This window comes from Cellulosimicrobium sp. PMB13, assembly GCF_051294865.1.
In the GTDB taxonomy this organism is placed as follows: domain Bacteria; phylum Actinomycetota; class Actinomycetes; order Actinomycetales; family Cellulomonadaceae; genus Cellulosimicrobium.
The window spans coordinates 4476035-4498683 of record NZ_CP145910.1 but is presented as its reverse complement, the minus strand read 5'-3'; the positions used below and the strand labels follow the sequence as shown (position 1 = coordinate 4498683).

At 74.5% G+C, this 22649-nt stretch carries 20 protein-coding genes; 19 read left to right on the top strand and 1 reads right to left on the bottom strand.

Annotated features, from left to right (window positions below):
* Position 1 precedes the first annotated feature (1 nt).
* The 3 genes from V5D56_RS19990 to V5D56_RS19980 all read left to right on the top strand — a co-directional run bounded on the left by V5D56_RS19990 (position 2) and on the right by V5D56_RS19980 (position 2482).
* Positions 2–652 carry a LytR C-terminal domain-containing protein gene (locus V5D56_RS19990; RefSeq protein ID WP_435737010.1) on the top strand — a complete coding sequence of 217 codons (651 nt, stop codon included), beginning with the start codon at positions 2–4 and terminating at the stop codon, positions 650–652.
* Between the two features lie 103 nt (positions 653–755).
* The gene (locus V5D56_RS19985; protein ID WP_435737009.1) at positions 756–959 is read left to right on the top strand and encodes a cold-shock protein; all 204 of its coding nucleotides are present in this window, start codon (positions 756–758) and stop codon (positions 957–959) included.
* A gap of 41 nt (positions 960–1000) precedes the next feature.
* The gene (locus V5D56_RS19980; protein ID WP_435737008.1) at positions 1001–2482 is read left to right on the top strand and encodes a phytoene desaturase family protein; all 1482 of its coding nucleotides are present in this window, start codon (positions 1001–1003) and stop codon (positions 2480–2482) included.
* 8 nt (positions 2483–2490) lie between these two features.
* On the opposite strand, the gene V5D56_RS19975 is transcribed toward V5D56_RS19980, so the two are convergent.
* The gene (locus V5D56_RS19975) at positions 2491–4113 is read right to left on the bottom strand and encodes a glycoside hydrolase family 15 (RefSeq protein ID WP_435737007.1); all 1623 of its coding nucleotides are present in this window, start codon (positions 4111–4113) and stop codon (positions 2491–2493) included.
* Between the two features lie 313 nt (positions 4114–4426).
* Here V5D56_RS19975 and groL point away from each other — a divergent pair, with 313 nt between their 5' ends.
* The 16 genes from groL (at position 4427) to V5D56_RS19895 (ending at position 22607) form a co-directional block, all read left to right on the top strand.
* The gene (groL, locus tag V5D56_RS19970; RefSeq protein WP_435737006.1) at positions 4427–6052 is read left to right on the top strand and encodes a chaperonin GroEL; all 1626 of its coding nucleotides are present in this window, start codon (positions 4427–4429) and stop codon (positions 6050–6052) included.
* A gap of 176 nt (positions 6053–6228) precedes the next feature.
* A complete protein-coding gene (locus V5D56_RS19965; RefSeq protein ID WP_251150172.1) occupies positions 6229–6531 on the top strand; it encodes an urease subunit gamma in 303 nt (100 codons plus the stop codon).
* Positions 6532–6571: 40 nt separating this feature from the next.
* Positions 6572–6946: an urease subunit beta gene (gene ureB / locus V5D56_RS19960; RefSeq protein WP_435737005.1), complete on the top strand. Its 375-nt coding sequence runs from the start codon at positions 6572–6574 to the stop codon at positions 6944–6946.
* Positions 6947–6949: 3 nt separating this feature from the next.
* Positions 6950–8668, top strand: a complete 1719-nt coding sequence (locus tag V5D56_RS19955; RefSeq protein ID WP_435737004.1) for an urease subunit alpha — start codon at positions 6950–6952, stop codon at positions 8666–8668.
* Positions 8669–8671: 3 nt separating this feature from the next.
* Positions 8672–9568 (top strand): urease accessory protein UreF, encoded by an 897-nt coding sequence (locus V5D56_RS19950; RefSeq protein ID WP_435737003.1) that lies wholly within the window; start codon positions 8672–8674, stop codon positions 9566–9568.
* Entirely contained in the window at positions 9534–10409 is an 876-nt protein-coding gene (ureG, locus tag V5D56_RS19945; protein WP_435737002.1) for an urease accessory protein UreG, read from the top strand. The genes V5D56_RS19950 and ureG overlap by 35 nt, the downstream gene beginning before the upstream one ends.
* Positions 10410–10436: 27 nt before the next feature.
* Positions 10437–11318: an urease accessory protein UreD gene (locus tag V5D56_RS19940; RefSeq protein ID WP_435737001.1), complete on the top strand. Its 882-nt coding sequence runs from the start codon at positions 10437–10439 to the stop codon at positions 11316–11318.
* Position 11319: 1 nt separating this feature from the next.
* Positions 11320–12369 carry an energy-coupling factor ABC transporter permease gene (locus V5D56_RS19935; protein ID WP_435737000.1) on the top strand — a complete coding sequence of 350 codons (1050 nt, stop codon included), beginning with the start codon at positions 11320–11322 and terminating at the stop codon, positions 12367–12369.
* 113 nt (positions 12370–12482) lie between these two features.
* A complete protein-coding gene (locus V5D56_RS19930; protein WP_435736999.1) occupies positions 12483–12662 on the top strand; it encodes a hypothetical protein in 180 nt (59 codons plus the stop codon).
* A 187-nt stretch (positions 12663–12849) separates the two neighbouring features.
* Positions 12850–14112: an urea ABC transporter substrate-binding protein gene (urtA, locus tag V5D56_RS19925; RefSeq protein WP_435736998.1), complete on the top strand. Its 1263-nt coding sequence runs from the start codon at positions 12850–12852 to the stop codon at positions 14110–14112.
* Between the two features lie 101 nt (positions 14113–14213).
* Positions 14214–15098, top strand: a complete 885-nt coding sequence (gene urtB / locus V5D56_RS19920) for an urea ABC transporter permease subunit UrtB (protein ID WP_435736997.1) — start codon at positions 14214–14216, stop codon at positions 15096–15098.
* A complete protein-coding gene (gene urtC / locus V5D56_RS19915; RefSeq protein ID WP_435736996.1) occupies positions 15095–16279 on the top strand; it encodes an urea ABC transporter permease subunit UrtC in 1185 nt (394 codons plus the stop codon). The genes urtB and urtC overlap by 4 nt, the downstream gene beginning before the upstream one ends.
* The gene (gene urtD, locus V5D56_RS19910; protein ID WP_435736995.1) at positions 16276–17232 is read left to right on the top strand and encodes an urea ABC transporter ATP-binding protein UrtD; all 957 of its coding nucleotides are present in this window, start codon (positions 16276–16278) and stop codon (positions 17230–17232) included. The genes urtC and urtD overlap by 4 nt, the downstream gene beginning before the upstream one ends.
* Positions 17232–17924: an ATP-binding cassette domain-containing protein gene (locus V5D56_RS19905; protein ID WP_435736994.1), complete on the top strand. Its 693-nt coding sequence runs from the start codon at positions 17232–17234 to the stop codon at positions 17922–17924. The genes urtD and V5D56_RS19905 overlap by 1 nt, the downstream gene beginning before the upstream one ends.
* A 97-nt stretch (positions 17925–18021) precedes the next feature.
* Positions 18022–18726 carry a GntR family transcriptional regulator gene (locus tag V5D56_RS19900; protein WP_435736993.1) on the top strand — a complete coding sequence of 235 codons (705 nt, stop codon included), beginning with the start codon at positions 18022–18024 and terminating at the stop codon, positions 18724–18726.
* Between the two features lie 95 nt (positions 18727–18821).
* Positions 18822–22607: a 5-oxoprolinase/urea amidolyase family protein gene (locus V5D56_RS19895; protein WP_435736992.1), complete on the top strand. Its 3786-nt coding sequence runs from the start codon at positions 18822–18824 to the stop codon at positions 22605–22607.
* The last annotated feature ends 42 nt before the right edge of the window (positions 22608–22649 follow it).

The window sequence follows — 22649 nt, the reverse complement described above, 5'->3', positions numbered from 1 at the left end:
CGTGACGAAGAGCCGCTACCCCTACGCGCCCGACGAGTTCGACGCTCCCGCGCCGCAGGGTGCGCCCGTCGGCGTGCACCGCTCGCCCCGCACCCGGTGGAGCAAGACCTGGCCGTTCCTCCTCGTGGCCGTGGTGTTCGCCGGGCTCGCGTACGGCGGCTTCACGCTGCTGTCGGACGGGAGCGGCGAGGCGCCGCCGCAGGCGGAGTCCACGGACCCCCCCGCGGCGTCGACCGAGACGCCCGGCGACGCCGCGACCGAGACTCCCGCCGAGACCGAGGAGCCGCCCGCCGAGACGGAGGAGCCACCGGTCGAGGAGACCCCGGCCGCTCCGGACCTCGACGCGCTCATGGCGGCCGCCGACCCGAGCGCGTACGTGCGGGTGCTCAACGCGAGCGGGCTCCAGGGCATGGCGGCCCAGGGCGCCGAGGCGCTCGAGGCGCGTGGCTTCACGGAGGTCGAGGCCGCCGACTACGAGGGCAGCCCCGACGACGTCGCCGTGACGACCGTCTGGTACGCGGAGAACCGCAGCGACACGGCCGCCGCCGTCGCGGCGGCGCTCGGTGTCCCTGCGGAGAACGTCGTCCAGCAGCCCCTGCGCTCCGGCGACGTCGTCGTCATCGTGAAGTCGGAGCTCACGCCCGCGGGCTGACCTGGCACGGCGTTCTCCTTTCCCCGGCCCTCCGTCGCCGCTAGGCTCGCCGTACCACGAGGCGGCGGTCGTCCCGTGGGTGACGACGCACGAGGAGATCTCGATGGCTCAGGGCACCGTGAAGTGGTTCAACGCCGAGAAGGGCTACGGGTTCATCACCCCGGCCAGCGGCGGTCAGGACCTGTTCGTCCACTTCAGCGCCATCCAGTCCGACGGCTACCGCTCCCTCGAAGAGGGCCAGGAGGTCGAGTTCGAGCTCGGCCAGGGCACGAAGGGGCCGCAGGCCGAGCAGGTGCGGCCGCTCTGACCGTGCTGACGACGGTGCTGCCGAGGGGCTGAGCGAGCGCGGTGGAGAACCTCGACGCGGTCGTCGTCGGCTCGGGCCCGAACGGTCTGGCAGCCGCGGTGACGCTCGCCCGTGCCGGGCTGGCGGTGCGCGTGCTGGAGGCGCAGCCGACGATCGGCGGCGGTGCGCGGACGCTCGACCTGGGCCTGGCGGACGGGCTCGTGCACGACGTGTGCTCGGCGGTCCACCCGATGGCGTGGGCGTCGCCGTTCTTCGAGGCGTTCGACCTCGGAGCGCGCGGGGTCGACCTCGTCGTCCCGGAGGTCTCGTACGCCCAGCCGCTCGACGGCGGCCGGGCCGGCATCGCCTACCACGACCTCGACCGCACGGTCGAGCGGCTCGGCGGGCCCGACGGCGCAGCCTGGCGTGCGCTGCTCGGTCCCCTCGCGCACGGGTGGCGCGACGTCGCCGCGGTCGCGCTGGGCGACAAGCGCTCGGTGCCGGGCCGCGTGCTGCGGCCGGAGGGCGCCGTCGTCGCGGCGCGGTTCGGCGCGGCGGTGCTCGAGCAGGGCAGCCGTGCGTGGGGCCGTCGCTTCGCGACCGAGGAGGCCGCGGCGCTGCTCACGGGCGTCGCCGCGCACGCGATCACCCCGTTGCCGTCGCTCGCGGGTGCGGGGACCGCGCTGCTCCTCGCGGCGCTGGGCCACGCCCCGGGTGGCTGGCCGCTCCCGCGCGGCGGGTCCGGTGCGATCGTCGCGGCGCTCGTCGAGGACCTGCGCGCGCACGGGGGCGACGTCGTGACGGGTCACCGCGTGGCGTCCCGGGCCGATCTGCCCCCGGCCCGCGCGTACGTGTTCGACACCGTGCCGCGCGTCGTCGCGGACGTCTTCGCGGACCGGCTCGCGCCGCGCGCCGCCACGGCGCTGCGGCGGTTCCGGCACGGCGATGCCGCGGCCAAGGTCGACCTCGTGCTCTCGGGCCCGGTCCCGTGGGCGGACGCCGAGGTCGGCCGGGCGGGCACCGTGCACGTCGGCGGGACGCGCGCGGAGATGGCGTTCGCCGAGGCGGAGGTCGCGGCCGGGCGGCACGCGGAGCGGCCGATGCTCCTCGTCAGCGACCCGACCGTCGTCGACCCCGGGCGCGGAGCGGGCGGGCTCCGGCCGCTGTGGACCTACGCGCACGTGCCGGCCGGGTCGACGCGCGACGTCACGGAGGACGTCGTGGCCCAGATCGAGCGCTTCGCCCCAGGGTTCCGCGACGTCGTGGTGGCGTCGCGCTGCGTGCCGGCGGCAGAGATGAGCCGGCACGACGAGAGCTACGTCGGCGGCGACATCGCCGGCGGCGCCGTGACGATGTGGCAGATGGTCGCGCGGCCGAGTCTTCGCCCGGACCCGTACGCGGTCGGCCTGGAGGGCGTGTACGTGTGCTCGGCGTCGACGCCGCCCGGCCCGGGAGTGCACGGGCTCGGCGGCTGGTACGCCGCGCGCCGCGTGCTGCGGCGCGAGTTCGACGTGCGCGACGCCCCCGACCTCGCGCCGCGGTAGGAACCGCCCTACCGCTCGGCGGCGTCCAGCTCGACGAGAGCGAGGACGACGAGCGCCGAGCTCCACGACAACGGTGCGACGGCCGCGGGCGACCCGTCGGCCAGCACCTTCTCCGGGATGGCGCCGGACGCCGTGCGGTGCTCGTCCACCCAGCGCAGCCACTCGCGCGCGTCGGCCCGGTCCTCGGCGTCGGACGACGACGCGGCGGTCAGGGCGTAGAGCGTCGTCTGCGGCGTCCAGGAGATGCCGTCCTCGCGCCACCCCGCGCCGGGAGCGAGGCCCCCGGCCGGCCGCAGCATCTCCGTGACGGACGCCTGCCAGGCCTCGCGCGCGCCGTCGAGCGGCTCCGGCTGGAACGGCGGGAGGACGAACGCCGTCGAGGCGTCGCGCGGGCCGCCGGTCACGTGCCGCGGGTACCCCTGGCTGCCGAACGCGTCCTCGACGGCGGCGCGCAGCCGGTCTGCGGCCCCGGACGTCTGCACGACACGCGTCCACGTCCCGACCGCGGCGCCGGTGTCGGTGCCGACATCGTCGACGGCACCACTCGCACCCTCGACGCCTGCACCGGCCCCGCCCGCACCGGCTGCGCCCGCCGCACCGGCTGCACCGGCCGTGCTCGCCGCGTCTGCCGGCTGCGGGACCCTGCCGACCCCCGCGCCGTACACCGTCGCGCGTCGCGGTCGTTCGGTCGCGGCGGCGGTCCGGTAGAAGTCGGACGCCGCCTCGAGCCCGGCGAGGAGAGGCCCGGCGGTGCCGAGCGTGAGCGACGTCGGCTCGACCTCCCAGTAGTCGCTCGACGCCGGTGGCAGCGCGTCGGCTCCGGCGACGAGCGACAGCGCGTGCGCGGTGGACGCGTCGACCAGGGGACGCAGGCGGGCGACGACGTCGGCCCGGTCGGACGCGGGGGCCTCGGCCACCACGACGGCCGCCGCCCACAGGACCCAGCCGGTGCCGTCGGACTGGAGCCCGCGGTCGTCGGGGACACCGGAGCCGTCCGGCAGGTACCGCGCGTGGAACGACCCGTCCTCCTCCTGCACCCGGGCCAGGAACCCGAGCACGTCGAGGGCGTCGTCGACGTGACCCGTGCGGGCGAGCGCCGCCGCGGTGAACGACGCGTCGCGCGGCCACACGTAGCGCCACTTGGGCGAGGGCGCGGCGAGCGACGCCCCGTTGTCGAGCACGAGGGCGCGCAGGTCGAGCAGCGCGTCCTCGCCGAGCTCCGCGTACGGCCCGCCGGTGCCGGGGACGGTGCCCGCGGCGAGCCAGGCGCGCGAGGAGGCTGCGGCGTCGTCGGCGGCGGACGCGTCGAGGAGCGCGGCGGCGTCGAGGGGAGCCCCCGCGACCTGCGCGAGGCGGCCGGCCTCGCCGTCGGCCGGGTCGACGCCTGCGGCGAGCGCGGCGGCGTCGAGACTCGCCGGGTCGAGGACGCGGCTCCCGTCGAGATAGGTCACGGCGGTCCCGGACGGCAGGCGCAGGAGCGCGCCGGAGGTGACCGCGACACCGTCCTGGTACAGCTCGATGTGCTCACCCTCCGGTTCGGCCGAAGGGGTCGCCGCGCTGAGCCCCAGGCTCGGGACCAGCACGAAGCCGGCCACCGCACCGAGGCGCCACGTCGCTGTTGCGCGGATCACACCGCGCATCCTAGGGGAGCACGGCCACGACATGGACCGGCGCCGACATTCCGCCGCGGGCGATACGGGGGAGAAGGGGCCGTCGCTGTCTTGCACTCGCAGGGTGCGAGTGCCAATAATGGCGTTAGCACTCTCCCTGTGAGAGTGACAGAAGTGACCAGCGCAGGCAGCCGTTCAGGCGGGTGCCGCGCAACAACACCAGGTCGACAGGTGAGGCCCGCCCCGGCGGCGTGACATGAACGCCGCCCGACGCGGGTCGTCCGTCGCGGGCGCCCGCCGACCGCCGAAAGCCACCAGCGGAGGATCATTCCCCATGGCAAAGATCATCGCCTTCAACGAGGAGGCCCGTCGCGGGATGGAGCGCGGGCTCAACGTCCTCGCCGACACCGTGAAGGTCACCCTCGGCCCCAAGGGCCGCAACGTCGTGCTCGACAAGAAGTGGGGCGCGCCGACGATCACGAACGACGGCGTCTCCATCGCCAAGGAGATCGAGCTCGAGGACCCGTACGAGAAGATCGGTGCGGAGCTCGTCAAGGAGGTCGCCAAGAAGACGGACGACGTCGCGGGTGACGGCACCACCACCGCGACCGTGCTCGCCCAGGCGCTCGTGCGCGAGGGTCTGCGCAACGTCGCCGCCGGCTCGAACCCGATCGCCCTCAAGCGCGGCATCGAGAAGGCCGTCGACGCGGTGACCGAGCAGCTGCTCAACGCCGCCAAGGAGATCGAGACCAAGGAGGAGATCGCCGCCACGGCCGCCATCTCCGCCGGCGACCCCGCGATCGGCGAGCTCATCGCCGAGGCCCTCGACAAGGTGGGCAAGGAGGGCGTCATCACGGTCGAGGAGTCGAACACGTTCGGCCTCGAGCTCGAGCTCACCGAGGGCATGCGCTTCGACAAGGGCTTCCTCGCGCGCTACTTCGAGACGGACCCCGAGCGCCAGGAGGCCGTGCTCGAGGACCCGTACGTCCTCATCGTCGAGTCCAAGATCTCGAACGTGAAGGACCTGCTCCCCGTCCTCGACCAGGTCATGAAGCAGGGGCGCTCGCTCCTCATCATCGCCGAGGACGTCGAGGGCGAGGCTCTCGCGACGCTGGTGCTCAACAAGATCCGTGGCACGTTCAAGTCCGTCGCCGTCAAGGCCCCGGGCTTCGGCGACCGCCGCAAGGCCATGCTCCAGGACATCGCGATCCTCACCGGCGGCCAGGTCATCACCGAGACGGTGGGCCTCAAGCTCGAGACCGCGACGCTGGACCTGCTCGGCCAGGCGCGCAAGGTCGTCGTCACCAAGGACGAGACCACGATCGTCGAGGGTGCCGGCGACGCCGACCTCATCGCGGGTCGCGTGAACCAGATCCGCTCCGAGATCGAGAAGTCGGACTCCGACTACGACCGCGAGAAGCTCCAGGAGCGCCTCGCGAAGCTCGCGGGCGGCGTGGCGGTCATCAAGGCCGGCGCGGCGACCGAGGTCGAGCTCAAGGAGCGCAAGCACCGCATCGAGGACGCCGTGCGCAACGCGAAGGCGGCCGTCGAGGAGGGCATCGTCGCCGGTGGTGGCGTCGCGCTCATCCAGGCCGGTGCCGTCGCGTTCGCGAAGCTCGAGCTCGAGGGTGACGAGGCGACCGGTGCCGCGATCGTGCGCGCCGCGATCGACGCCCCGCTCAAGCAGATCGCGATCAACGCCGGCCTCGAGGGCGGCGTCGTGGCGGAGAAGGTGCGCAACCTCCCGTCGGGCCACGGCCTCAACGCCGCGACCGGTGTCTACGAGGACCTCCTCGCCGCCGGCGTGAACGACCCGGTCAAGGTCACGCGCTCCGCGCTGCAGAACGCCGCCTCCATCGCGGCGCTCTTCCTCACGACCGAGGCCGTCGTCGCCGACAAGCCGGAGAAGTCCGCCCCCGCGGGCGACCCGACCGGTGGCATGGGCGGCATGGACTTCTGATCCACGCCTGACCCGCGTCCCGGCCTCGTCCGGGTCGCACAGCAGGACATCGAGGGCCGTCGGCCGGGTTCGCCCGGTCGGCGGCCTTCGTCGTGCCCGCACGCCCGCGGTGCGGTACACACGCGTATAACGCGGCGTATACACGTCGGACACATGCGACGGGCAGGATCACCGCCATGCACCTGACACCTGGTGACACCGAGAAGCTGCTGCTCGCCGTCGCGGGCATGGTCGCCCGCGACCGGCGCGAGCGCGGTGTGCTCCTCAACTATCCCGAGACGGTCGCGCTCCTCACCACGTGGGTGATCGAACGGGCTCGCGAGGGCGTGAGCGTCGCCGAGCTCATGGTCTCCGGCCGCGAGGTCCTGGGCCGTGACGAGGTCATGGAGGGGGTCGCCGAGATGCTCCCCGACGTGCAGGTCGAGGCGACGTTCCCCGACGGGCGCAAGCTCGTCACCATCCACCAGCCGATCGCCTGACGGCGACCCGCACGAGCAGCAGCGCAGGACGGAGCCGACGATGGCGGGTATCAGCACGAGCGGGCCGGGCGCGATCCGGCTCAAGCCGGGGGCGGAGGACATCCCCGTCGTCCTCAACGCGGACCGCACCGACGACGAGCGGCTCACGCTCGTCGTGACGAACACCGGCGACCGGCCCGTGCAGATCGGGTCGCACCTGCACCTGCCCGACGCCAACGCGGCGCTCGACCTCGACCGCGCCGCAGCGCACGGTTTCCGGCTCGACGTCCCGTCGGGCACGTCGCGCCGGTTCGAGCCGGGCGCGTCGGCCGAGGTCGAGGCCGTGGCGCTCCGGGGCCGACGTCGCGTGCCCGGCCTCCAGCGCGGCAAGCCCGACGGCGGCCGCCTCGACCCCACGACGACCACGGAGGACTGAGCGATGGTCGCGATCTCGCGCGAGCGCTACGTCGCGCTGTACGGGCCCACGAAGGGCGACCAGGTGCGCCTCGGCGACACCGACCTGTGGATCGAGGTCGAGGAGGACCGGACGTTCGGCGGGGAGGAGGTCGTCTTCGGTGGCGGCAAGTCGATCCGCGAGTCGATGGCGCAGGGCACGACGACCCGCGCCGAGGGTGCGCTCGACACCGTGATCACGAACGCCGTCGTGCTCGACTGGTGGGGGATCGTCAAGGCGGACGTCGGGATCCGCGACGGGCGGATCGTCGCGCTCGGCCGGGCCGGCAACCCCGACGTCGCGGACGGCGTGCACCCGGACCTGCACATCGGGCCGTCCACCGACGTCGTCTCGGGCGAGGGCAAGATCCTCACCGCGGGCGGGATCGACTCGCACGTGCACCTCATCTCGCCGTCGCAGATCCACGAGGCGCTCGCCACGGGCATCACGACCGTCGCGGGCGGCGGCACCGGCCCGAGCGAGGGCACGAAGGCCACGACCGTCACGCCGGGCGCGTGGCACCTCGAGGCGATCCACCGCTCGCTCGACCGCCTGCCCGTGAACGTGCTCCTGCTCGGCAAGGGCAACACCGTGAGCGCCGAGGGGCTGCGCGAGCAGGCGATGGCCGGCGCGGGCGGCTACAAGGTGCACGAGGACTGGGGCTCGACGCCCGCCGCCATCGACGCGGCGCTGCGCGCGGCGGAGGACTGGGGCCTGCAGGTCGCGCTGCACTCCGACTCGCTCAACGAGGCCGGGTACGTCGACTCGACGCTGCGCGCGATCGGCGGCCGGTCGATCCACGCGTTCCACGCCGAGGGCGCCGGGGGCGGGCACGCGCCCGACATCCTCACGGTCGCGAGCCACCCGAACGTCATCCCGGGCTCGACCAACCCCACGCTGCCGCACACCGTCAACACGGTCGCCGAGCACCTCGACATGCTCATGGTGTGCCACCACCTCAACCCCGCCGTCCCGGAGGACCTCGCGTTCGCCGAGTCGCGCATCCGCGGCACGACCATCGCCGCCGAGGACGTGCTGCACGACCTCGGCGCCATCTCCATCACGTCGTCCGACGCGCAGGCGATGGGCCGCATCGGCGAGGTCGTGACGCGCACGTGGCAGGTCGCGCACGTCATGAAGGCCCGGCGCGGCGCCGACCCGGGCGGCGGGCGCGGGCCCGCGCTGCCGGCCGACAACCTGCGCGCGCGCCGGTACGTCGCGAAGTACACGATCAACCCGGCGGTCGCGCACGGCATCGACGGCTACGTCGGCTCCGTCGAGCCCGGCAAGGCCGCGGACCTCGTGCTCTGGGAGCCCAAGTGGTTCGGCGTCCGGCCGAGCGTCGTCATGAAGGGCGGCGCGCTCGTGTGGGGCGCGCTCGGGGACCCCAACGCCTCGATCCCGTCGCCTCAGCCCGTGCTCATGCGCCCGGCGCTCGCGGACGCGATCGGCGCGGACGTGTCGATGTCGTTCGTCTCGCCCGCCGCGCTCGACGACGGCCTCGAGGAACGGCTCGGCCTCGCGCGCCAGCTCCTGCCCGTCGCCGACACGCGCGGCGTCGGGAAGGCGCAGATGAGGCTCAACGACTACCTGCCGCAGATCGACATCGACCCCGAGAGCTTCGCGATCGAGGTCGACGGCGAGCTCGTCGTCCCCGCGCCCGCCGAGCGGCTGCCCCTCGCGCAGCTCTACTCGCTGTTCTGAGCCGTGGACGAGATCACGCCGGAGGCGGCTTCCGCGGGCGACGGGCGGGCCGAGCTCATGCTCGCGCTGCTCGCGGACGCACGGCTCCCGACCGGCGGGCACACGCAGTCGGCCGGGCTCGAGCCGGCGCTGCGGGCCGGCATGGACCCCGCCCGCGTGCCCGACTACGTGCGCGCGCGCCTCGCGACCGTGACGCGTGTCGAGGCGGCGACGGCGGTCGTCGCACGCCACGCGGTGCTCGCAGGCCTGCCCGACGGCGCGAGCTCGCCCTACCTGCCCGCCTCGTCGTCGTCCGTGCCCGACGCCGCGTGGTCGCCGGCGTCCGGTGCCCTCGCCGACACGTGGCGCGCCTGGGCCGCGCGGACGCCGTCGCCCGCGCTGCGTGAGACGTCGCAACGGCTCGGGCGGGGATACCTGCGGCTGCTGCGCCGCCTCTGGGCCGGGCACCCGGGCGTCGTCGCGCTCGACCAGGCGGCCCGCCTCCTCGCGGCCGAGCAGACGGCCGCCGCGGCCGGGTCACCGCGCGAGCGCGCGGCGACCGGTTCGCCGACCCGCGAGGGCGACCGGGCGGCGTCGGGCCGGACGCGCGCGCCGTCGCCGCCGCGTCCGCTCGTGCTGGGCGTGACGGCGGCGTGCGCGGGCCTGTCCGCGCTGCAGGTCGCACGTCTCGTCGGGTACGAGGACGTGCAGACCGTCGCCGCGGCGACGCTCAAGCTCGCCCCGGTCGACCCGGTCGACGCCACCGGCTGGGTCGTCGCCGCGCAGCCCGCGATCGACGCGCTCGCCCGTGACGTCGCCCACCTCACCGATCCCCGCGCGATCCCCGCGCACGGCGCACCGCTCGTCGAGCAGTGGGCCGAGACCCATGCCCGCACCACCGAGAGGCTGTTCAGTGCCTGACAACCTGACCGACCAGAGCACCACCCCTGCCACGCCGTCCACGAGATCGCTGCGCCTCGGCGTCGCCGGCCCCGTGGGGACCGGCAAGAGCTCGCTCATCGCGCTGCTGTGCCGCGAGCTGTCCGGGGTGCTGCAGCTGGGCGTCATCACCAACGACATCTACACCGACGAGGACGCGCGCTTCCTGCGGTCCGCCGGCGTGCTGGACCCCGAGCGCATCCGCGCGGTCGAGACCGGCGCGTGCCCGCACACGGCGATCCGCGACGACGTCACGGCGAACCTGCTGGCCGTCGAGGACCTCGAGGAGGACTTCGCACCGCTGGACGTCGTGCTCGTCGAGTCGGGCGGTGACAACCTCACGGCCACGTTCTCGCCGGCGCTCGTCGACGCGCAGATCTTCGTGCTCGACGTCGCGGGCGGCGGTGACGTCGCGCGCAAGGGGGGCCCGGGCATCGCCCGCGCGGACCTCCTCGTGGTCAACAAGACGGACCTTGCGCCGTACGTGGGTGTGGACGTGCCGCAGATGGTCGCCGACGCGACGGCCGCGCGGGACGGCGGCCCGGTGCTCGCGCTCTCGCGGCTCGACCAGGAGTCGGTCGACGCCCTGACCGCGTGGCTCCACGTCCTGCTCGCGGAGCACCGCGCGGGCAGCCACGTGCCGCAGGACCCGGGGCCCATGGCGCCGCACTTCCACGCGGACGAGGACGGGAACGGGTTCCTCCACACGCACGACGACGGCGACGCCGGGCACGACCACGCGCACGCGGACGGACCCGCGGAGGGGCACGCGCACGTCGACGGCCACCACCACGACGACGCGCCGGCCGGCGCGCGCGGCTGATACCGGCCCGCACGAGGAGAGGACCGGATGGACGGCACGACGCGGGTCGGGGTGACCCGGGCGGCAGGGCGCGTACGGTGCGACCTGCGTCCCGGGGCGCTCAGCGCGCGCGTGCTGTCGACCGGTCCGGGTGTCGCGCGGGTAGCGCTCGTCGCGACCCGTGCGCTTCTGCTCGGCGGTGACCACGTGCGCGTCGAGGTGCACGTGGGGGAGGGCGTCGAGCTCGAGCTCGTCGAGGTCTCCGGCACGGTGGCCTACACCGGGCGCGGGCGGGCTGCGTCGTGGTCCGTGGACGTCGTCGTGGAGGCCGGTGGCCTGCTCGTGTGGGACGCGCTGCCGTTCGTCGTCGCGGAGGGGGCCGACGTCGCGCGGAGCACGGACGTGCGGCTCGGTGCGGGCGCCGTCGCGCTGCTGCGCGAGACGCTCGTGCTCGGCCGGACGGGGGAGACCGGCGGCCGGCTGCGGTCCAGCACGCGCGCCGAGCACGTGGTGCGGCCCGTGCTCGCAGGTGGTCCCCAGCACGACGGCGGTGAGATCTCGCCGCCCGGCCGGTCGGACCCCGTGTGCCTCGAACCTGCGCGCGAGCTGTTCGTCGAGGACCTCGACCTCGGCGCGGACCGTGCGCTGCCCGGGATCCTCGGGACGGCGCGCGTCGTCGACTCCGTGCTCCTCCTCGGTGCACGGCCCCCGGCCCTCCACCCGGACGACGCCGTCGCCACCGGGCGGCACCCGCTGCGCCTCGACCTGGACGGCCCGGGCGCCGTCGCACGTCACCTCGGCGCGAGCACGCACGACGCCGGCCTCGACACCGTCGTCGCCACGTGGGCCGCGGCGGCGCGCGCCGCCCGTTCCGCGCCCCTCATCGACGACCAGGAACAGACCGCCTTGCTGCAGACGACAGGAGCCTGACATGCACGTCCCCGACCACTTCCTCAACGACCCCACGTCGGCGACCACCGCCGTCGTGTCCCTGGCCGCCGTCGGGTACGCCGCGTACCGCGCCCGGGCCGACCTCACGCCGGGCCGCGTCGCCCTCACCGCCGCGACCACGGGCTTCGTGTTCGCCGTGCAGATGCTCAACTACCCCGTCGCCGCGGGGACGAGCGGCCACCTCATGGGCGGGGCGCTCGCGGCGGCGCTCGTCGGGCCGTGGCTCGGCATGCTGTCCGTGACCCTCGTCCTGCTCGTGCAGGCGCTCGTGTTCGCCGACGGCGGGCTCAGCGCCCTCGGCACGAACGTGCTGCTCATGGCCGTGGTCGGGACGCTCGTGGGCTGGGCCGTGACGCGCGGCGTCCTGCGCCTGACGCGTGGTCGCTGGTCGCCGGCCGCTGCGGGGGCGGGCGCGCTGGCGAGCGTCCCCGTGTCGGCGGCGGTGTTCGCCGGGCTGTTCGCCGTCGGCGGGACGGTGCCCGTGCCGCTCGGTGAGCTCGTGGGCCAGATGCTCTCGGTGCACGTGCTCGTCGGGCTCGGCGAGGCCCTCATCACCGCCGGCGTCGTGGGCCTCGTGCTCGCCGTCGCGCCGGGGGTCGCGGCGATCGAGCCGGTCGCCCGGGCGGCGCGCGGTGCCGTCGTGCCCGACGCCGCGGGGTCGGCCTCCCCGGCCCTGTCGCCGTCGGCCGCCGCGTCCGCCGTCCTGACTGCCGCTCCGGCGGGCGGTGTCCGCCGGGCCGTCACCGCTCTCGGCGGCGGCGCGCTGCTCGCCGCGGTCGTGCTGTCGTCGTTCGCGGCGGCCACTCCCGACGGGCTGGAGGCGACCGCGGAGGCCGTCGGGTTCGCCGGAGCTGCGCGCGACCACGCGTTCGCCGGGCTGCCGCTCGCCGACTACGGCGAGGCCGGCGGGATCTTCGTCGGGGTCGCAGGGTTCGTGGGCGTCGTGCTCGCGGTCGCGGTGACGTGGGCGCTGCTCGCGGGCGCCCGTCGCGCGCTCGGCGCACGGACGGCCGCTGCACCCGCTGTCTGACGCTGCTCGACGACGGCCCGCCGCACCCTGGTGCGGCGGGCCGTCGTCGACGTGTCCGCCGGCCAGACGAGGAGCACGTACTCCTCGACGGGCTCGGAGACGACGAGGTCCCAGTGGGTGTCGCGGCCCCTGCCGGCGACGAGGACGTGGTGCAGCCCGGGCGCGTCGGGCTCGAAGACCTCGGACGTCGTGCCGTCGTCCAGGCCGCAGAGGTTCAGCGGTTCCTCGACCGGGACGGTCAGCCGGGTGACGTCCCACCCGGAGCGGGCGAGGAGGGCCTGCGGCGGGCGTGACCGGATCGTGACCCTGCGACACGCAGCGTTAACACGAGGGTGAAACCGCCCGAAACACGGCCTCTCTAGCGTCGACACCAGTGGGCACGGTTGCGGACACGTCCTCGTATACGTCCGCGTACACCCTGCCCGCGGCACGCGGTCCTCCCGCCCCGGAGGCCGCGCCGACCCGCTGAAAGGACCTCCGGTGACACCTTCACGCGCCACGACCCGCCTCGCCCCGGCAGCCGCCCTCGTCGCCCTCACGCTCGTGCTCACCGCCTGCGGAGCGCGCACCGAGAGCGGCGACACGGCCGGCGAGATCTCCGCTGCCGAGAGCTGCGTCGACACCTCGGGCGACACCGTCAAGATCGGCTTCCTCAACTCGCTGTCCGGCACGATGGCCATCTCCGAGCAGACCGTCGCCGACTCGCTCGCCCTCGCGGCGGCCGAGATCAACGCCGACGGCGGCGTGCTCGGCAAGCAGCTCGAGATCGTCCAGGAGGACGGTCAGTCCGAGCCCACCGTCTTCGCCGAGAAGGCGGAGAAGCTCATCACCAGCGACTGCGTCGCCGCCGTCTTCGGTGGCTGGACCTCCGCGTCCCGCAAGGCCATGCTCCCCGTCTTCGAGGCCCAGGACTCGCTGCTGTTCTACCCCGTCCAGTACGAGGGCCTCGAGTCGTCGCCGAACATCTTCTACACCGGCGCGACGACCAACCAGCAGATCGTCCCCGCCCTCGACTACCTCAAGGAGCAGGGCACCGAGTCGATCTTCCTCGTCGGCTCCGACTACGTCTTCCCGCGCACCGCGAACAAGATCATCAACGCCTACGCCGAGGCGAACGGCATGGAGGTCCTCGGCGAGGAGTACGCGCCCCTCGGCCACACCGACTTCTCCACCATCGTCAACAAGGTGAAGTCCGCCGGCGCCGACGCCGTGTTCAACACGCTCAACGGCGACTCCAACGTCGCGTTCTTCAAGGAGTACAAGAACGCGGGCCTCGGCCCGGACGCGATGCCCGTCGTGTCGGTGTCCATCGCGGAGGAGGAGGTCGGCGGCATCGGCGTCGAGAACGTCGAGGGCCAGCTCACCGCCTGGAACTACTACCAGACCATCGACAGCCCCGAGAACGCCACGTTCGTCGAGGCTTTCCAGGCCGAGTACGGCGACGACCGCGTGACGTCCGACCCGATGGAGGCCGCGTACACGTCGCTGTACCTGTGGAAGGGCATGGTCGAGAAGGCCGAGTCGTTCGACGTCGCCGAGGTCCAGGAGGCCGCCGACGGCGTGACGTTCGACGCGCCGGAGGGCTCCGTGACCGTGAACGGCGACAACCACCACATCGCCAAGACCGCGCTCATCGGGAAGATCGGCGCCGACGGCCTCATCCACACCGAGTGGAGCTCCGAGGAGCCCATCGAGCCCGACCCGTTCCTCGAGGGCTACGACTGGGCCGAGGGCCTCTCCTGACCCCGTGAGTGCTGGGTATTTGTCGTCCAGGAAGGCGCTGGACGACAAATACCCAGCACTCAGCGAGTTCCTGCCCGCACCCACCGGAAGGCGCGCCGCCCATGGATGTGCTGTTCTCCCAGCTGTTCGCGGGACTGAGCCTCGGCTCCGTCCTGCTCCTCGCCGCCCTCGGGCTGGCGCTCACGTTCGGTCAGATGGGCGTCATCAACATGGCGCACGGCGAGTTCATGATGGCGGGCGCCTACACGGCGTTCGTCGTGCAGGGGGTCGTCGGCAGCGCGGGCGTCTCGCTGCTCGTGGCGCTGCCGCTCGGGTTCCTCGTCGGCGGGCTGCTCGGTCTGCTGCTCGAGGCCACGCTGATCCACCGCATGTACAAGCGGCCCCTCGACACGCTCCTCGTCACGTGGGGCGTCGCGCTCGTGCTCCAGCAGGTCGCGCGCGACGTGTTCGGCGCGCCGAACGTCGACGTGCGCGCACCGTCGTGGCTGAGCGGGGCGTTCGACCTGTTCGGTCTCGCGGTACCGAAGACGCGCCTGTTCATCCTCGCGCTCGCCGTCGTCGCCGTCGTGGCGCTGGCCGTCGTCCTCAAGGCGACGCCGCTCGGGCGGCGGATCCGCGCCGTCGTGCAGAACCGCGACCTCGCCGAGGCGAGCGGCGTCTCCACCCGCGCCACCGACCGCCTGTCGTTCTTCATCGGCTCCGGCCTCGCCGGCATCGCGGGCGTCGCGCTCACGCTGCTCGGGTCCGTCGGCCCGACGCTCGGTACGAGCTACATCGTCGACGCGTTCCTCGTCGTCGTCGCCGGCGGCATCGGCCAGATCAAGGGCACCGTCATCGCGGCGTTCGCGCTCGGTCTGCTCCAGGCGACGTTCGAGTACTCGACGACGGCGAGCATCGCCAAGGTGCTCGTGTTCGTCGCCATCGTCGCCTTCCTCCAGGTGCGACCCCAGGGCCTCGTGTCGGTCCGGACGAGGAGCCTCGCATGACCACCGTCACCGCACGGGCCCAGACCCTGTTCCGCTCGTCGCGCGCCCGCGTGATCGTCGGGTTCGCCGTCGCCGCCGTGCTGCTCTTCGCGGTCGCGCCCGCCACGCTCTCGACGTTCCGCCTCGGGCTGCTCGGCAAGTTCCTGTGCCTCGCGATGGTCGCCGTCGGCATCGGCCTCGCGTGGGGGCGCGGCGGGATGCTCACGCTCGGACAGGGCGTGTTCTTCGGCCTCGGCGCCTACATGATGGCGATGCACCTCAAGCTCGCGGACGCCGAGCAGGCGTCCGGGCCCGGCGGCGTCCCCGACTTCATGATGCTCTACGGCTCCGGCGTCGTACCGGGGTGGTGGGAGCCGTTCCGCTCGCCCGTCGTGACGATCCTCGCGATCCTCGTCGTGCCGGCCGCCGTCGCCGCGCTGCTCGGCTGGGCCGTCTTCACGCGGCGCGTCCGCGGCGCGTACTTCGCGATCCTGTCCCAGGCGCTCGCGGCCGCGTTCGCGATCCTCCTGATCGGCCAGCAGGCGACGACGGGCGGCACCAACGGGCTCAACGGCTTCCGGTCCTTCTTCGGCTACGACCTCGCCGACCCGGTGAACAAGCGCATGCTGTTCTTCATCGCCGCCGGGGCGCTGCTCGTCATGGTCGCGATCGCGCGCCAGCTCATGGTGTCCCGGTTCGGCGAGCTGCTCGTCGCCGTGCGCGACCAGGAGAACCGGGTGCGGTTCCTCGGCTACGACCCGGCCATGGTCAAGGTCGTCGCCTACGCCGTCGCGGCGCTCATGGCGTCCGTCGGGGGAGCGCTGTTCGTCCCCATCGTGGGCATCGTCTCTCCCGCCGACGTCGGGGTCGTGCCCTCGATCGGCTTCCTCATCGGGGTCGCGATCGGCGGCCGCGCGACGCTGCTGGGCCCGGTGCTCGGGTCGATCGCGGTGAGCTGGGCGCAGACCAGCCTGTCCGAGCAGTTCCCGTCCGGGTGGATCTACGCCCAGGGCGCGCTGTTCATCGTCGTCGTCGCGTTCCTGCCGGGCGGTCTCGCGGAGCTGTTCACCCGGTGGCGCCGCTCGCGCGGTGCTCCGGTGCCCGACGCCGGTCCCGCCCCGGGCGGCGACGTCACCTCCGGCGCCGGTCCCGACGAGACCGAGCGCACCGCCGTCGACGTTCCCTCGGGGAGGGCCTCATGACCGAGCAGCACACCGCACCGGACGCCGCCCTCGAGGTGGGCGTCGCGGGCGACGGCCTCGACCTGGAGGCGGCCCAGGCCGTCCTCGGCGTCGACGACTCCCGGTTCCGGCACGACTACCTCGAGGTCCGCGGCCTGCGCGTCGAGTTCGACGGGTTCGTCGCCGTCCAGGGCGTCGACCTCACCGTGACGGCGGGCGACCTGCGCTTCCTCATCGGCCCGAACGGTGCCGGGAAGACGACGATCGTCGACGCGATCACCGGCCTCGCGAAGGCGTCCGGCTCCGTGCAGTTCGGCGGCGTCGAGCTGCTGGGGAAGAAGACCCACCGGATCGCCCGCGCGGGCGTCGGGCGCACGTTCCAGACCGCGAGCGTGTTCGAGGAGCTCAGCGTCCTGCAGAACCTCGACATCGCCGCGGGGGCGGGGCGCGGGGCGCTCACGCTCCTGCGCCGGCGCGGCCAGGTGCCCGAGTCCGTCGAGCAGGCGCTCGAGACCGTCGGCCTCGCGCACCTGCGGGACACGCAGGCCGGGATCCTCGCACACGGGCAGAAGCAGTGGCTCGAGATCGGCATGCTCCTGGTCCAGGACGCGCGACTGCTCCTGCTCGACGAGCCCGTCGCGGGCATGAGCCAGGCGGAGCGCGAGCAGACGGGCGAGCTGCTGCAGCGCATCGGCGCCCAGCGGACGGTCGTCGTCGTGGAGCACGACATGGAGTTCCTGCGCGCCTTCGCCTCGTCGGTCACGGTGCTGCACCTCGGCCGGGTGCTCGCCCAGGGCACGTACGCCGAGGTCCAGGCCGACCCGCGCGTCCAGGAGGTCTACCTCGGCAGCGCGGGCGCGACCCGCGGCGCTCGACGGCCCGGGCGAGGCGCCCCGGACGGCGAGCCCGCGGCGTCGGGCACGGGACCGACAGCGGGGCCGCAGGGCCGCGCGACCCACGAGGAGGAGGCGTGATGCTCGAGCTCACGGGACTGCACGCCGGCTACGGCCGGACCATGGTGCTGCACGGCGTGGACCTCACGGTGCCCGCGGGCGGCGTGGCCGCGGTGCTGGGACACAACGGCGCCGGGAAGACGACGCTCCTGCGGACGGCCCTCGGCCTCCTCAAGCCACGGTCGGGCACCGTCGTGCTCGACAGCGAGGACGTCACCCGGCTGCCGACGTTCCAGCGGGTGCGGCGCGGGCTCGCGTACGTGCCGCAGGGGCAGCAGTCGTTCGGCGACCTCACCGCGCGCGAGAACCTCCAGCTCGTCGCGGACATGTCGCGCGAGGGACCGCGCCGGCTCGACGACGCGCTCGACCTCTTCCCGGCGCTGCGCGGACTGCTCGGCCGTCGGGCAGGACTGCTCTCGGGCGGCCAGCGCCAGCAGCTCGCGATCGCGCGCGCGCTCATCACCGGCCCGCGCGTCCTCGTGCTCGACGAGCCGACCGAGGGCATCCAGCCGTCGGTCGTCACCGAGATCGAGGACGCGATCCTGACCCTCACGGACGCGGGCGGCCTGTCGGTGCTGCTCGTCGAGCAGCACGTCGGGTTCGCGCTCGGCGCCGCGAGCGACTACGTGGTCCTCCAGTCGGGACGCGTCACGAGCCGCGGGGCGGGCGGCGAGGACGCCGAGGCCGGGGTCCGTGCGGCGATGGCGGTGTGACGACGCCGGGCGCGCGCACGGTGCGCGAACGGTGGCCGTGCCGGTGCGGGAGGATGGGGCAGGGGACGCAGTGGCCGGACGAGTCAGGAGAGCCAGCATGGACATCGTGACCGCGACGACTCCCGGCGCGGCCGCGCGCTCCCTCCGGGACACCGTCTACACCCGGCTGCGCGCCGAGATCCTCAACGGCCGCGTCGACCCGCGCGAACGGCTCACCGAGCCCAAGCTGAGCAAGCTCTTCGACGTCTCGCGCACGCCGGTGCGCGAGGCCCTGTCCCGCCTGCTGTCCGACGGGCTCATCGAGAGGACCGACTTCGGCTACGCCGTCGTCGTGCCGAGCCTCGCGGAGCTGCACGACCTCTACGAGCTGCGCGTCACGCTCGAGCTGCGCGGCGTCGAGCGGATCATCGAGAACCCCGAGCTGCGCTACGACACCGACGCGCTGTCCGCCGAGCTCACGTACTGGCTCGGGCTGCGCGCGGACGTGCCCGAGCCCGACCCGAGCTTCGTCATGCTCGACGAGCGCTTCCACACGGTGCTCTCGCGCGCGGCGGGCAACGAACGGCTCACCGAGGCCCTCGTCGAGGTCAACGAGAAGGTCCGCGCGGTGCGGATGTACGACTTCGTCGAGCCGGAGCGCATCCGCATCACGATCGACGAGCACGTCGAGATCCTCGAGCTCGCGCTCGCGGACCGGCTGCCCGAGGCCCGCACGGCGCTGCACAAGCACGTGGGGGAGTCGCTCGCCGTGGTCATGGAGCGCGCCGCCCGTGCGCTGTCGCGCATGGCGCTCGCCGTCTGAGACCCCGCGCCCGGCGGTGGCACGCCGGGCCTACAGTGTCGTCGTTCGACCCGACGGCGCGGCACCCTCTCGCCCGCACGGCACCCGGGAGGGCGATGACCGCCACGCTGCTCGTCGCGAACCGCGGCGAGATCGCCTGCCGCATCCTCCGCAGCGCCCGCGACCTGGGGCTGCGGACGGTCGCCGTGCACTCCGACGCGGACCGCGGGGCCCGCCACGTGCGTCTCGCCGACGACGCGGTGCGGCTCGGGCCGGCGCCCGTCGCCGAGTCCTACGACGACGGCGGGCGGCTCCTCGACGCCGCGCTCGCCGCGGGCGCTGACGTGCTGCACCCCGGGTACGGGTTCCGCTCCGAGGACGCCGCGTTCGCCGGGGCCGTCGAGGCGGCGGGTGTCGCGTTCGCCGGCCCGACCCCCGGGCAGCTGCGCGTGCTCGGCGACAAGGCCCGCGCGCGGGCGCTCGCGGAGGAGTGCGGGCTGCGGGTGCTGCCCGGGTCGCCGGTGCTCGCCGGGCTCGAGGACGCGAACGGCTGGGCGCGCGAGATCGGCTTCCCGCTCGTGCTCAAGGACGCGGGCGGCGGTGGCGGCACGGGGGTCCACGTGTGCCGCGACCCCGGCGAGCTCGCGGCGGCGTGGCACCGTGAGTCGTCGCGACCGGGGACGTCCGGGCGGCTGTACGTCGAGCGGCACGTCGAGCGCGCGCGGCACCTCGAGGTGCAGCTCTTCGGGGACGGGGCGGGCCGCGTCGTCACCCTCGGCGACCGCGACTGCTCGGTCCAGCGCCGTCATCAGAAGGTGCTCGAGGTCGCGCCCGCGCCGCACCTCGACCCGGCCTCGCGGACCGCGCTGCACGACGGCGCGCGCCGCCTCGCGGAGCGCGTCGCCCTCCGCTCCGCCGCGACCCTGGAGGCGCTCCTCGACGCCGACACCGGCGACGTGACGTTCCTCGAGGTGAACCCCCGCATCCAGGTCGAGCACACGGTGACGGAGGAGGTGACGGGCGTCGACCTCGTCGCGTGGATGCTGCGCCTCGCGCTCGGGGACACGTCGATGCTCGAAGGGGTGCCGGCGTCGGGCCCGGCCCTGCGCGGTGCGGCCGTGCAGGCCCGCGTCTACGTGGAGGACGTGCGGCACGGACGACCGGTCGCCGGGACCCTCGCGCGGCTCGACCTGCCGTCCGGTCACCGGTCACGCGACGGGGGCGCGCGCCGTGCTCCGGTCGGGCGGGCGGACGGCACCCCGGCCGGACGGGCGAGGGCGACCGTCCGCGTCGAGACGGGCGCGAGCGTCGGCGACGAGCTCGGTCCGCACGCGGACCCGCTGCTCGCCAAGGTCGTCGTCCGCGCGTCGACCCACGCCGGCGCCCTCGGGGACCTGCGGAAAGCGCTCCGGGACGTGCGCGTCGACGGGGTGCCCACCAACGTCTCGCTGCTGCGCGCCGCGCTCGACGACCCCGCCGTCGCGGCGGGAACGGCGACGACCACCACGCTCGGACGGGTCCACGACCCGTCCCCGTCGATCGAGGTGCTCGACCCCGGCGTGCTCACGACCGTCCAGGACTGGCCCGGCCGCACCGGGTACTGGGCGGTCGGGGTGCCACCGTCGGGGCCGATGGACGACCTCTCGTTCCGCGCGGGCAACCGCGCGCTCGGCAACCCCGAGGGACTGCCCGGCCTGGAGGCCACGCTCACGGGCCCGACGCTGCGGTTCACGCACGCCGCGACGGTGTGCGTGACCGGGGCGCCCGCGCCGGTCACGGTGGACGGCGAGCCCGTGCGTCAGTGGGAGCCGGTCGAGGTCCCGCCCGGAGGGGTGCTCGCGGTGGGCGGGCCGCACGCGGTCGGGCTCCGCACCTACGTGCTCGTGCGGGGCGGGCTCGACGTCCCGACGTACCTCGGGTCGTCCGCGACGTTCCTCCTCGGCGGCATCGGGGGCTACGCCGGGAGGGCGCTCGCCACGGGCGACGTGCTGCACCCGCGCAGCTCCCGCGTCGGCAGCAGCGAGGAGAGCCCGGCGCCGCGGCCCGTGCCCTCCGACGAGCGCCCGCGCATGGGCCACTCCTGGGAGATCGCCGTCGCGACCGGCCCGCAGCCGACGCACCTCACGACGGCGGCGCTGGGCCGGCTGCGCACCTCCTGGTGGCGCGTCCTGCCGCACGCCGACCGCACCGGGGTACGGCTCTCGGGGCCGCCCCTCACGTGGGTACGGGCCGACGGCGCCGACGCCGGGCTGCACCCCTCGAACGTGCACGACAACCCGTACTCCGTCGGCGCGCTCAACGTCAGCGGCGACACTCCGATCCTGCTCGGCCCGGACGGCCCGAGCCTGGGCGGGTTCGTGTGCCCGCTGACCGTCGTCGCCGGCGCGCGCTGGAAGCTCGGACAGCTCCGGCCGGGGGACGTCGTGCGGTTCGTCGTCGTGGACGACGACGCGGCGCGGGTCCTGCGCACCCGTGCCGCGGCGCGTGCCGCGGCGCGGGTCCCCGCCTCCCGGCGTACGGTCCCGGACGACGGCGTGCTCGCGCGTCGCGACGGGGACGGGCCCGTCGGACGTCCGGTCGTGCGGTACCTGCGCGGCGCCGAGGACAACGCGCTCGTCGAGTACGACGACGACGGCGCAGGAGACCCGCTGCTCCTGCGGCTGCGGGTCCACGCGCTGGCGCAGGCGCTCGCGGAGAGCGCTCCGCGGGGCGTCGTCGACGTCACGCCCGGGGTGCGGACCCTGCACGTCCACGTCGACCCGGACGAGCTGCCCGCGCGACGTCTCGTCGGGTTGCTGGAGGAGATCGAGGGCGACCTCCCGCCGTCCGCGGAGATCGAGGTCCCGAGCCGCGAGCTGCGCCTCCCGCTGAGCTGGGACGACCCCGCGATCCACGAGGCCGTCGAGCGGTACGCGGCGGCCGTCCGGGAGGACGCCCCGTGGCTCCCGTCCAACGCAGACTTCGTGCGGCGCGTCAACGGGCTCGGCTCCGTGGACGACGTGCGGCGCACCGTGCTCGACGCGCAGTACCTCGTGCTCGGCCTGGGCGACGTGTACCTCGGTGCGCCGCTCGCCCTGCCTGTCGACCCGCGGCACCGCCTCCTCACGACGAAGTACACGCCCGCGCGGACCTGGACACCCGCCGACGCCGTGGGACTCGGCGGGACGTACCTGTGCGTCTACGGGATGGACAGCCCGGGCGGGTACCAGCTCGTCGGCCGCACGGTGCCCATCTGGGCGCCGCACGCGCAGCGCGACCCGTTCGAGCGCGGCGTCCCGTGGCTGTTCCGTGCGTTCGACCGCATCGTGTGGGAGCCGGTCGACGCGGCGGAGCTCGTCGAACGGCGGGCCGCCGCCCGGGCAGGTGTGCTCGACGTGCCCGTGAGCCCGGGGACGTTCTCCGGGCGCGCGCACCTCGACCTGCTCGCCACGCACGCCGACGAGATCGCTTCCGTCACCCGCTCGCGCCGCGCCGCGTTCGACCGCGAGCTCGAGGCGTGGGCGGGCGCGGGCGAGCTCGTCGGCGCTCCCGGCCGGCGTGCCCGACGGTCCCGAGACGACACCGGGGGCCGATGGTCCCGCGACCGTACCTCGGACGGCGACCCGGGGATCGGCGCTGCGGCGCGTGGTCCGGGTGACGATCCCCGAGTGCCGGGAGCCGACGAGGAGCACGACCCGGACCGCACGGTCCTGCGCGCCCCGATCGGCGGCGTCGTCTGGCGTCTGGAGGCCCGCCCGGGCGACCGGGTGCCGGCAGGAGGGGCCGTCGTCGTGCTCGAGGCGATGAAGCTCGAGCTGCCGGTGACGACGGCCCTCCCGGGGCGGGTGACCGAGGTCCTGGTCCGCCCCGGCGACCACGTCGCACCCGGCGACGCGCTCGCCGTCGTCGTCACCGTCGCCTGAGCGGCGGCCACCGCCGGCGCGGTCCTCGCTCGGCCGCCTCCG